The sequence below is a fragment of the Wolbachia endosymbiont of Madathamugadia hiepei genome (assembly GCF_013366855.1).
GTDB lineage: Bacteria > Pseudomonadota > Alphaproteobacteria > Rickettsiales > Anaplasmataceae > Wolbachia.
The window spans coordinates 1-10,459 of the sequence record NZ_WQMP01000025.1 but is presented as its reverse complement, the minus strand read 5'-3'; the positions used below and the strand labels follow the sequence as shown (position 1 = coordinate 10,459).

Here is a 10,459-nt window from a genome sequence, read left to right as displayed (position 1 = left end):
TTTTGTCATTAACCTGCACAGATTGCGAAGATAAATAAATAGCTTCAGTATCATTATAAGGGTAACGGCGAAGGTTGTCAAGTAGTTTTTTCATCTCTTTATTTGACCAAAAATCTCCTGTTTCCTTACGCCTTTTTCTTCACTCATATAAAGCTGTCTTGCCAATTTTAAATCCCTTTGCAACACCTGCCACACTTTCTCCTCAATACTTTCCATAAACCTTCAAGTATTCTGGCACTACATTTTCAATTGATAATGGACGGATTTTTATTGTTTCAAGGTCAGTTGATTTTTCGATTGAGCTACTCATCATAACTTTCACCTGATCTCGAGTAAGCATGGGATTTGTATCACCGGTTATAGGCTTTAGCAACATAGAAATGATCCTACTTTCTAGGAAAAAAGCTATTAACTTGGCCATTGGGAAAGATACGTTGACTAACAAGCACTTTCTGTTAGTAACATTCAAAATAAACTTTAATAAGCTTTTGAAAGAATAGGTCTTTGGTCCGCCTATATTGTAGATTTTCTTATCTTTTTTGTTAAGTTTGATGATACGATATACCACTTCAGCTAGGTCGGTTACACATATCGGCTGAAATTTAGTTGTTCCACCGCCAATTAGCGGCAAAAAAGGGAGAATTGTCGCTAACTTCGCAAATTTATTAAAGAAACTATCTTCTTTGCCAAATACAAGGCTGGGCCTAATTATTATTGCTTCTGGAAATGCTGAAGTTACAGCTTTTTCGCCTTCCCATTTACTTTGGGCATATTTTGACAGCTTGCTATTTTCTATCCCCATAGCAGAAAAATGTATCATCATGGGTACATTTTTTATCTTTGCAGCCCTTGCTATTCTTTCAGCTATGCCAACATGAATGGCATAGAAATCATGCTTTTTTGCCTCATATAATACTCTTACTAAGTTTATGACTGCATCACATTCCTCCATACTTTCCAAAATTGATTTTTCATCAAAAAAATCGCCTTTAAGTACTGATATTTGACCTAAATTTCCACATAATTTCAGGCAAGCAGCTTTTTCCTGGTCACGAGTAAATATTCTTATTAAATACCCCGCTGCTGCCAGGCGTCTTACAATGTCTTTTCCTATAAACCCTGTTCCACCAAAAATAACTATACGTTTTGTCACGATTAAAACTTCTAATAACTTAACCCTAAATTAATACAGTAGTTTTATTTAATATTCTATTATGAATCTCTGTACTATAAGATCCATTTTCATTCCACGTGAGCCTTTTACTAGAATTACATCATTATTCTGAACAATATTAGCTAAGTCACTTTTCAATTGGTTGGAATCATTAAAATGCGTGCCTTTCATATTGCTTGGCAAAAGCCCGTGCAATTCTAACATAAATTTACCGACTGTATAAACTTTACTCACACCACATTCTACGATAAAATCAAGCAACTTCGCATGAAATGCTACGCTTTCATTACCAAGTTCTAGCATATCGCCAAGCAGTGCCACTTTCCTCTGATTAGAATATGTACCTAAAGTCCTTATTGCAGCTCCCATTGAAGCAGGATTGGCGTTATAGGAATCATCAATCAAATATACGTTCTTCCCATTGTATTTAGCTTTGTGAACACTACCTCTACCTTTGGTTACGCTAAAATTCTCAAGTGCAAGTGGTAATTTCGATAAATCAAGTCCGAGACTTTGTACGACTGCTGCAACAGCCAACACAGAGTATGCAAAATGTTCGCCTTGCGCAGATAAACTACAGTCTATGATCGGATTATTATTCAGTCTAATTTTTAAATTCAGCCCGCCATTGTTTCTTATGAGGTCTAATAAATGAACAGTAGCACTTTTATCTTTACCAAAACTTATTACATCTCTATTGGCATGTGATGAGAGATAGTCATAATATTTATTATCTCTGTTCAAAACCAAAGTGCCGTTATTTTTCATGCCATACAGAACTTCCAATTTTGCTTGTGCGATATCAAGTAACGACGAAAAATTCTCAACATGTGCAGGTTCTACGTTGGTGATAACCGCAATATCAGGATTACTAATCTTCGATAACTCTTTTATTTCACCAGCTTTGTTCATCCCCATTTCAAGAATTAAGTACTGGCAACTTTCCGGAGCTTTCAGAACTGTCAAAGGCAATCCTATATTATTATTCAAGTTCCCTTCGTTTACATGAGACACTCCATATTGCGATAAAACAGTGTGCAGCATGTCCTTTGTAGTGGTTTTCCCGACACTACCTGTGGTTGCAATAACTTTAGCATTAACAAGAACATTTCTAACGTAGTATGACGCTATATCATGCAAAGCTTTGAGAGTATCTTGCACAACAATTAGAGGAAGATTTCTATATTTGCCTTCGCTTACCACTGCGGCTGCTGCCCCTTTTAAAAATGCTTCATGTAAAAAATCATGCCCATCAAAGTTCTTCCCTTTAAGAGCAATAAATACATCACCTTCTTTTATGCTTCTTGTATCTGTTGAAATATTCGAGCTATGTACCCAATTACAACTACCCACTTCTCTTCCGCCAGTAGCATCGATGATATTATTTGCGTTCCACTTGAACATAATTTAGCCTTAAAGCAAATTGAACAATAAAAGTAGCGAAAATACTACATGCTTAAGAAAATTTGTAAATAATAGTTGCAACCCCTATAAATTCGTCTTATAATGGATGTAGAAGTTTAAATGTTTTCATTTATAATAGGAATACACTATAGTATTTAGTGTTAAAGTACTTTGGGGGTATATATGGGACCAAGTGATAAAGAAGATGTTTCAAGCAAAAAGCTTACTTCTATATTAGCTAAAATTGGTAACGCAGTTTCAGGAGTAGGAGGATTTTTGGGTAGGGGTGGAGAAGCTCTAGGTTATGGTATAATATATCCTATACAGTCAAAAAATTGGTTCAAGTCCTTTGGTGAAATGTGGCACGACATAAAAAATGGTTGGAATTATGTTATTGGAACCCAAACTAAAGAGTATGACCCACCTATAGAAACTACACAAGCTAGCAAGAATCTCGGCATAGAAATAATAAGCCATAAGGATGGGAAAATAAAATTTTTAGCGTCAAAAACTTTGACGGGAGATATACCTTATTTGACGCCAGAACAATTAGGTAAAATAGAAGAGCTAAATAAGAAAAACAAGTATTCAAGCATAGCTATTTTTAAAGAAGGAAACAAAGTTGTAATTGAAGTTGATGTTAAGGAAATTACCAACAATATTAAAAACGATCCTGAACACAAAGGAAAGAGCCCAGAAAAGATAAAAGAGCTTATTATTGGACAAATTAAACAGAAAGTTGATGATGACCTTAAGGAGCTGGCAAAAATTACTGGTGGAGAGTTGGAACGTCACACGGACCGAAAATTGCTATATGGCATTGCGGAAAAATTGTATCGAGAGTATGATGGTCAGGACAAATTAGCAGAAGCTATAAAGCCACTAGAGCAGTCTTCAGAAACTGTAGTACCTAATAAGTCATCAAGTACTATGAAGTCTTCAGAAACTGTTAAAAACGAAGAGTTTAACATGACTAATCCTAGCCAGTTTCCTTTTAAAGAAGCTATATCTCCTATAAAAAGTATGCGGTTATTACAAGATGTCAAAGAGCAAGCAAAAGGATTGGAAGGTGCTTTTAATTTTAGGGATGTCTCTCCTGGTGAAAAGATAGAATCACCACTTACATCTGCTATAGGGGATAAAAAAGGAGAGCGAAAAAGCCGCTAAAATATGAGCAATGGGGTTTATGATAGCAATAATATCTTTGCTCAAATATTAAGGGGTGAGTTGCCTTGTGAGAAGGTGCACGAAAATGAGGGTGTGTTGGCGTTTTATGATAAGTATCCTGACGCACCAGTTCATATTTTAGTTATACCAAAAAACCAGTATATTTCATATGACGACTTTATTCTAAAAACCCCTGCAGAGGAGATAGTAAGTTTCTTTAAAACTGTAAGAGAAATAACACATAAGTATAACCTAGAAAAAACAGGATATAGATTGGTTACTAACTACGGTGAGAATGGAGAACAAGTTGTACCACACTTTCATATGCATATTTTAGGTGGTAAAAGATTAGGAAAGCATGTAAGTTTGTAGTGTTGCTTTCTATATATTTTGTTAAATGAGTGAATATTTAACTATAGTAATTTTTATCTGCGTATCAATCATAGTATCTCTTACCCTGGGCGTATTGCCGATGTTTCTTGCAGTCAGCAATCCTGATAGCGAAAAACTTTCAACATATGAGTGTGGCTTCAATCCTTTATCAAAAGCAAGAAAAAATTTTGACATTAAGTTTTACTTAGTTTCAATATTATTTATAATATTTGACTTAGAAATTGCCTTTCTTTTTCCTTGGGCTGTTTCTTTATCTAAAATAAGTTATTGTGGATTTTGGTCTATGATGATATTTCTTGCAATACTCACTATAGGCTTTATCTATGAATGGTGTAAAGGTGCATTAGAATGGGAGTAAGTTTATGACGGGTCAAATTCTATCTAATGATGATTGGGGTCGTTATAAGAAAGAAGGGTTTCTTGTCACGAAATTTGGTGATTTAATAGACTATATAATGAATTGGGCAAGATCTGGCTCATTGTGGCCAATGACATTTGGTCTTGCGTGTTGTGCAGTGGAGATGATGCACACTGCATCCAGTCGTTACGATCTTGATAGATATGGTATAATGTTTCGTGCAAGTCCAAGGCAAGCGGACGTTATGATTGTTGCCGGCACACTAACTAACAAAATGGCAGCGGCGTTGCGTAAGGTTTACGACCAAATGGCAGATCCGAAGTATGTTGTATCCATGGGCAGTTGCGCAAATGGTGGTGGTTATTATCATTACTCCTACTCAGTAGTCCGTGGTTGTGATAGAATTATACCAGTTGATGTGTATGTTCCTGGATGCCCACCAACCGCTGAGGCGTTGTTATATGGAATGCTATGCTTACAAAATAAAATAAAACGAACTCAGAATATACAACATGGATAAAACTGCAAAGCATATACAAAAAAAGACTAAATGTAAATGCATTCAGCAAGGTAATGGTACTATTGTAATGTATTCAGCTTTAGATGATATTGAAAATCATTTACTCTTTCTACGTGATGATGAGAAATGCAGGTTTGAACTATTAATTGATATTTTTGGAGTTGATTATCCAGATAGAGAAAAACGTTTTGAGCTCGTTTATAACTTGCTCAGCATTGTACATAACATCAGGGTACATATAAAGCTTCAGTTATACGAAAGTGATATGCCTCCGAGTGTAGCGAATATATTCAGCACAGCTTCATGGTTTGAGCGCGAGGTGTTCGATATGTATGGAATAGAATTCTCTGATCACCCCGATTTGCGTAGGATCCTAACGGATTATGGATTCAAAGGATATCCAATGTTGAAAGATTTTCCTCTCACTGGCTATGAGGAAGTGAGGTATGATATAGAAGCAAAAAAAGTTGTGTATAATCCTATAGATTTGCCGCAGGATTTTCGGATGTTTGATAGTTTATCCCCTTGGGAAGGTAAAGCTACAAAAGTAAATATAAAGGAGTAGAAAATGACAGTACAAAGAAAAAAAATATCTTTGATTGGTGCAGGAAATATCGGTGGAACTCTTGCCCATATGGTTGCGCTCAGAGAGCTCGGTGACGTTGTTTTACTTGATATCAGTGATGGAATACCGCAAGGTAAAGCACTTGACATTGCAGAATCATCACCTATTGATAGGCTTAACACTAGCATCACCGGCACAAATAGGTACGAAGATATAAAAAACTCTGATGCAATTATAATAACCGCTGGTATTGCGAGAAAACCAGGAATGAGTAGGGACGATCTCCTCCAAACTAATGCCAAAGTAATGAAGGAGGTTGGTGAAAACATAAAAAAATACTCTCCAAACGCGTTTGTAATAGTGGTTACCAATCCTTTGGATGCCATGGTTTCAGTGGTGCATAAATCTTCAAGCCTTCCAACTAACATGATTGTTGGAATGGCAGGGGTGCTTGATTCTTCTCGTTTTCGCTATTTTCTTGCAAGCGAGTTAAATGTCTCAATTGAAGATATATCTGCTTTCGTGCTTGGAGGACATGGCGATACTATGGTACCACTAATTAATTGCGCTTCAGTTGCTGGCATTCCTCTTACCCAAATCATTGATATGGGTCTCATCACACAGGAAAAAGTTGATGAAATAGTCAAGCGTACTCGTAATGGTGGAAAAGAAATAGTTGATTTACTGAAGTCTGGGTCCGCATACTACGCTCCTGCCTCTTCAGCCATATTTATGCTAGAATCATATTTAAAAGATAAAAGGCGTATACTACCATGTGCTGCTTATCTCAGTGGTGAATATGGCGTGAAAGACCTATTCATCGGCGTTCCTGTAATTGTTGGAAAAAACGGAGTTGAAAAGGTCTTAGAAGTTAAAATGGAAGGTAGTAAACAAGAGATGTTCAACCAATCTGTGAAAGCAGTGAAAGATTTAGTAAAGTCCTTAGGTTTATAAGTAAATTAATATTTTATAGGATTTCTTTATAACTTGAGTTTCGCAAACAGCCTAAAAAAGTTGCTTGTGGTTACCTCTGCTACTTTATCGGGTGATTCATCCCATAATTTCGCCAGGCAACCCACAACATATTTTACCATTGCCGGCTCGTTTTTTTTCCCTCTGTAAGGTTCAGGTGATAGATACGGTGCATCAGTTTCAACTAAAACACGCTCACATGGCACATCTTGCGCAATTCCTCTCAGTAAGCTAGCATTTTTAAAAGTAATAATTCCAGAAAATGAAATATACAATCCCAAATCCATAGCTTGATAAGCAAGCTCTTTCGAAGAAGCAAAGCAGTGCATTACTCCGCTAAAAGTGCCATTCTTCATTTCTGACTTTAACACATCAATCATTTCATCATCAGCATTTCTAGTGTGAATGACTAAAGGTAACCCAGTTATCCTTGCTGCTTCTATGTGCAATGCAAAACTTTTTTTCTGATTGCTTCTATTATTGGATTTATAAAAATCTAATCCGGTTTCGCCGATACTAATTACCTTTTGATTCTTGGTAAGTTCAACTAATTCATCAACACGTATACATTCGCCGCTTTCTACAGTAGCATCAAGTGGATGCACACCAACAGAGGAGTAAACGTGACCATAGGATGAAGAAATTTTTAACAATTTAGAAACATCATCAATGCTTGTGCATACATTGTGTAAAACTTTTATACCATTTTGCTCTGCCCTCGAAATTACTTTTGGTATTTCATCATCAGAAAAATAAATCAAATGGCAATGAGAATCTACTATCATGAACTTATTATAATTTTCGCTAAATAATAGAGGCTTTTATTTGAGAAGAGAACTCTTCTATCACTGTTTCATAAACTTCCTTCTTAAAGGATATAGTATTTGCTACCAAACCATCTATACTTTGCCAACGCCATTCTTTGAACTCTGGATGATCAGTATAGTTAATGTTAATGTCCTTATCCTCTCCATGAAACTTCATTAAGAACCATCTCTGCTTTTGGCCAGAATATCTCCCATTCCAACAAGTTGGTATAAATTCCTCAGGCAAGTTGTAGTATATCCAATCCTTATTTTTAGCTACAATCTCTGCTTTATCAGTGCCCACTTCCTCTAGCAACTCACGTAACGCTGCCTGCTCCAGCTCTTCACCATTATCAACCCCTCCTTGCGGCATTTGCCAGTAAAAGTCACTATCAAAGCGTTTTCCAACAAAAACGTGCCCTTGTTTATTAAATAGCATTATGCTAACACAAGGACGATACTTATCTTTCTGTTCAACCACGAGTACGCTTTGTTAAATTATTTACAGAAGTTTTAACCAATTTTTCTCCATTATTCATCCTTTTAACAATTCTTTCTGCAACTTCCTTTGCACTCAAGTTCGAATTGTCAATTTCAAGCGAACCTTCAGGTACAAACAGCCTTTTTTCTCTAGTCCTTTTTATAGCAAAATCTGAATCAGTAATTTTACCTTCCTGACACCTCTCTTTTGATTCAACACGCTTTATTAGCTTTTCATTATTGCAATGCAGTACTACAGGAAGAATTTCTACACCCATTTTTTCACCTAAATTCACCATTGAGCTGTATACTCTTTGGTCGTAAGAATCACCATCTATCAACTCATTTGTAAATATGTAATGCTTTGATTTTATATGATGTTTTCCCAATACCGCTAGCATATTTTCTCTAACCGCAAAAATTTTTTCCCATAGGTCATCGGAAACTTCAGCATTTGGTAATTTAACCACGTTAAATATGACATTGTTGAATAGATTATTACTTACTATCACTACATCAATAATCTCACTCAGTTTTCGTGCAATAGTAAACTTACCACTACCTGGAAAGCCGATTAAGTAAATAAGAGTTTTGCTCATAATAAATACACTATTAGAAAACCATCTTTAAGTTATATGTAAAAGGATATGTATTGTATATACTGTTGCATCAAAAGCATGAACAATTTGGTCTGAGTAATATCAAAAATAGTTCATGTTTAGAAATTTTGAGTATATCATTATAAACAAATTATATAATTTAAAATGATGGCTGGTGTATCTGGTGATACAGAATTAATAAAAAACATGATTGTAAGTATCATAGATCAAAACAAAGGTCATGATATAGTCACTTTTGATGTGCAGAATAAAACCGTTATTGCAAAATATATGATTATTGCATCCGGTGATTCGAGCCGCCACGTAAAAGCATTAGCTGAGCATGTAATAAAAAGTCTCAAGCCACATGACAAAGCAGACGTAGAAGGTATGGATGAAGGCAATTGGGTAATTGTGAATTTTCAAGGCATAATGGTTCACATATTTAGACCGGAAGTAAGGGAGTATTATAAAATAGAAGAACTATGGAATTAACTTTCTTTCATTTGTAAGACTCATAGATTAAAATCACTTTAATTGATGAAAGCAAACCATGAAACATAAGTCCGAATTTTTAAATTTTATCCAAGAAAGAGGGTATCTATATCAGTGTACAGACGCTGAGGGGTTAGACCAACTATTATCGCAAAATAATCATATAATTGCATATATCGGGTTTGATTGCACAGCACCAAGCCTTCATGCTGGGCATCTAATTCAGATTATGATGCTCCGTCACCTACAAAAATTTGGTTACAAGCCAATAGTTTTACTTGGAGGTGGTACAACCAAGATTGGCGATCCATCTGGCAAAGACAAAGCAAGGAGTGTCTTGCCTATGGAAGATATCAACCAAAACATATCCGGCATAAAAAAAACACTTGAGAAAATGATATCTTTCAACGATGGAAAGACTGGTACAATCGTAATAAATAACGCAGATTGGCTAGATAGTATAAAATATATAGATTTTTTACGCGACGTAGGAGTGCATTTTTCTGTAAACCGTATGCTAAGTTTCGACAGTGTAAAAATTAGGCTAGATAGGGAGCAAAACCTAAGTTTTCTTGAGTTTAACTATATGCTGTTGCAAGCTTACGATTTCGTTGAATTGAATAAAAAGTATGGCTGTCGTCTGCAGATTGGAGGATCAGACCAATGGGGAAATATAGTAAACGGAATTGAACTTGGCAAAAGGTTGAATCTACCTGAGTTGTTTGGCCTAACCGCTCCTCTTTTATTAAACACGCAAGGAAAAAAGATGGGCAAAACTGAAAATGGAGCAGTATGGCTCGATAGTAATATGCTAAATCCCTATGACTACTGGCAATATTTTCGCAATGTTGATGATCAAGATGTTGGGCGTTTTTTGAGGCTTTTTACTGATTTGCCGATTGATGAGATTAAAAAACTAGAGTCTCTAAAGGACCAAGAAATAAATGAAGCAAAAAAAGTTTTGGCAACAGAAGTAACAAAAATATGTCATGGTGAAAAAGAAGCAGAAATTGCACGATCTGCTGCAGTTTTAGCTTTTGAGAATGAAGATAGTTCATTACTTCCTGATTATGTCATAACAAAAGAACAAGTTGCAAATGGCATACCCTTAGTAGATCTGCTATACAACACCGGTCTTGAACCTTCAAAAGGTGCTGCAAAGCGTTTAATACAGGGCAATGGATGTAAAGTTAATGATAATACTATAAACGATGTTAACTATATAATAAATTTCGAGAGCTTTAAAGGTCAGCCATTCATAAAGCTATCCGCAGGGAAGAAACGCCATATAAAAGTTGTGGTGGGTTAAACTTTGAAATAATACTAATTTTTGTTATTGAAAAAGCAAATAAACACATCATAAATTTGCTTAAACGCCAAGTGATAGGCAAAGAGCGCTTTTTTCAATTTGTCTTGCTACCATTGATATTTGGCACTAGTCTCTGTGAACAAAATTTTAGAGAAGCCATATGAAAGAACCAACGAAGTTTAAAAAACCCATAAAAACCTCAGCAGTCTTGTCAAAT

At 35.7% G+C, this 10,459-nt stretch carries 14 protein-coding genes; 8 read left to right on the top strand and 6 right to left on the bottom strand.

The window, feature by feature from the left end; translation table 11 throughout:
- Nucleotides 1–90: 90 nt before the first annotated feature.
- Genes GO685_RS05715 through GO685_RS01605 form a run of 3 tightly spaced genes read right to left on the bottom strand, consistent with a single transcriptional unit; the run spans nt 91 to nt 2,578 of the window.
- A complete protein-coding gene (locus GO685_RS05715; protein WP_281356210.1) occupies nt 91–216 on the bottom strand; it encodes a hypothetical protein in 126 nt (41 codons plus the stop codon).
- A complete protein-coding gene (locus tag GO685_RS01610) occupies nt 203–1,153 on the bottom strand; it encodes an NAD-dependent epimerase/dehydratase family protein (protein WP_175937279.1) in 951 nt (316 codons plus the stop codon). Before GO685_RS01610 ends, GO685_RS05715 begins: the two co-directional genes overlap by 14 nt.
- A gap of 48 nt (nt 1,154–1,201) precedes the next feature.
- Complete coding sequence (locus tag GO685_RS01605) at nt 1,202–2,578, bottom strand: UDP-N-acetylmuramoyl-tripeptide--D-alanyl-D-alanine ligase (protein WP_175937278.1); 1,377 nt, start codon at nt 2,576–2,578, stop codon at nt 1,202–1,204.
- Nucleotides 2,579–2,761: 183 nt separating this feature from the next.
- On the opposite strand from GO685_RS01605, the gene GO685_RS01600 reads away from it, so the two are divergent.
- Genes GO685_RS01600 through mdh form a run of 6 tightly spaced genes read left to right on the top strand, consistent with a single transcriptional unit; the run spans nt 2,762 to nt 6,535 of the window.
- On the top strand, nt 2,762–3,745 hold the full coding sequence (locus GO685_RS01600; protein ID WP_175937277.1) for a hypothetical protein: 984 nt from the start codon (nt 2,762–2,764) through the stop codon (nt 3,743–3,745).
- A gap of 3 nt (nt 3,746–3,748) precedes the next feature.
- Entirely contained in the window at nt 3,749–4,117 is a 369-nt protein-coding gene (locus tag GO685_RS01595; protein WP_175937276.1) for an HIT domain-containing protein, read from the top strand.
- Nucleotides 4,118–4,142: 25 nt separating this feature from the next.
- Nucleotides 4,143–4,496 (top strand): NADH-quinone oxidoreductase subunit A, encoded by a 354-nt coding sequence (locus GO685_RS01590; RefSeq protein WP_175937275.1) that lies wholly within the window; start codon nt 4,143–4,145, stop codon nt 4,494–4,496.
- 4 nt (nt 4,497–4,500) lie between these two features.
- On the top strand, nt 4,501–5,016 hold the full coding sequence (locus GO685_RS01585; protein WP_175937274.1) for a NuoB/complex I 20 kDa subunit family protein: 516 nt from the start codon (nt 4,501–4,503) through the stop codon (nt 5,014–5,016).
- Nucleotides 5,009–5,581, top strand: a complete 573-nt coding sequence (locus GO685_RS01580) for an NADH-quinone oxidoreductase subunit C (protein ID WP_175937273.1) — start codon at nt 5,009–5,011, stop codon at nt 5,579–5,581. The genes GO685_RS01585 and GO685_RS01580 overlap by 8 nt, the downstream gene beginning before the upstream one ends.
- 3 nt (nt 5,582–5,584) lie before the next feature.
- Nucleotides 5,585–6,535, top strand: coding sequence for a malate dehydrogenase (gene mdh, locus GO685_RS01575; RefSeq protein ID WP_175937272.1), 951 nt, complete (start codon nt 5,585–5,587; stop codon nt 6,533–6,535).
- Between the two features lie 26 nt (nt 6,536–6,561).
- On the opposite strand, the gene GO685_RS01570 is transcribed toward mdh, so the two are convergent.
- Genes GO685_RS01570 through GO685_RS01560 form a run of 3 tightly spaced genes read right to left on the bottom strand, consistent with a single transcriptional unit; the run spans nt 6,562 to nt 8,438 of the window.
- Entirely contained in the window at nt 6,562–7,338 is a 777-nt protein-coding gene (locus tag GO685_RS01570) for a TatD family hydrolase (protein ID WP_175937271.1), read from the bottom strand.
- 19 nt (nt 7,339–7,357) lie between these two features.
- Nucleotides 7,358–7,840, bottom strand: coding sequence for an RNA pyrophosphohydrolase (locus tag GO685_RS01565; RefSeq protein WP_175937270.1), 483 nt, complete (start codon nt 7,838–7,840; stop codon nt 7,358–7,360).
- Nucleotides 7,833–8,438 carry a P-loop NTPase family protein gene (locus GO685_RS01560; protein WP_175937269.1) on the bottom strand — a complete coding sequence of 202 codons (606 nt, stop codon included), beginning with the start codon at nt 8,436–8,438 and terminating at the stop codon, nt 7,833–7,835. Before GO685_RS01560 ends, GO685_RS01565 begins: the two co-directional genes overlap by 8 nt.
- 168 nt (nt 8,439–8,606) lie before the next feature.
- On the opposite strand from GO685_RS01560, the gene rsfS reads away from it, so the two are divergent.
- Both rsfS and tyrS read left to right on the top strand, forming a co-directional pair.
- Nucleotides 8,607–8,933, top strand: a complete 327-nt coding sequence (rsfS, locus tag GO685_RS01555) for a ribosome silencing factor (RefSeq protein ID WP_175937280.1) — start codon at nt 8,607–8,609, stop codon at nt 8,931–8,933.
- A 58-nt stretch (nt 8,934–8,991) separates the two neighbouring features.
- The gene (tyrS, locus tag GO685_RS01550; protein ID WP_175937268.1) at nt 8,992–10,242 is read left to right on the top strand and encodes a tyrosine--tRNA ligase; all 1,251 of its coding nucleotides are present in this window, start codon (nt 8,992–8,994) and stop codon (nt 10,240–10,242) included.
- Nucleotides 10,243–10,459: the final 217 nt, after the last annotated feature.

Excerpts from the sequence above, each read along its gene's own strand:
- GO685_RS01595 (WP_175937276.1), top strand. The coding sequence starts at position 3,749 with ATGAGCAATGGGGTTTATGATAGCAATAATATCTTTGCTCAAATATTA.
- rsfS (WP_175937280.1), top strand. The coding sequence starts at position 8,607 with ATGGCTGGTGTATCTGGTGATACAGAATTAATAAAAAACATGATTGTA.
- GO685_RS01580 (WP_175937273.1), top strand. The coding sequence starts at position 5,009 with ATGGATAAAACTGCAAAGCATATACAAAAAAAGACTAAATGTAAATGC.
- GO685_RS01600 (WP_175937277.1), top strand. The coding sequence starts at position 2,762 with ATGGGACCAAGTGATAAAGAAGATGTTTCAAGCAAAAAGCTTACTTCT.
- mdh (WP_175937272.1), top strand. The coding sequence starts at position 5,585 with ATGACAGTACAAAGAAAAAAAATATCTTTGATTGGTGCAGGAAATATC.
- GO685_RS01560 (WP_175937269.1), bottom strand. The coding sequence starts at position 8,438 with ATGAGCAAAACTCTTATTTACTTAATCGGCTTTCCAGGTAGTGGTAAG.
- tyrS (WP_175937268.1), top strand. The coding sequence starts at position 8,992 with ATGAAACATAAGTCCGAATTTTTAAATTTTATCCAAGAAAGAGGGTAT.
- GO685_RS05715 (WP_281356210.1), bottom strand. The coding sequence starts at position 216 with ATGGAAAGTATTGAGGAGAAAGTGTGGCAGGTGTTGCAAAGGGATTTA.
- GO685_RS01605 (WP_175937278.1), bottom strand. The coding sequence starts at position 2,578 with ATGTTCAAGTGGAACGCAAATAATATCATCGATGCTACTGGCGGAAGA.
- GO685_RS01585 (WP_175937274.1), top strand. The coding sequence starts at position 4,501 with ATGACGGGTCAAATTCTATCTAATGATGATTGGGGTCGTTATAAGAAA.
- GO685_RS01570 (WP_175937271.1), bottom strand. The coding sequence starts at position 7,338 with ATGATAGTAGATTCTCATTGCCATTTGATTTATTTTTCTGATGATGAA.
- GO685_RS01590 (WP_175937275.1), top strand. The coding sequence starts at position 4,143 with ATGAGTGAATATTTAACTATAGTAATTTTTATCTGCGTATCAATCATA.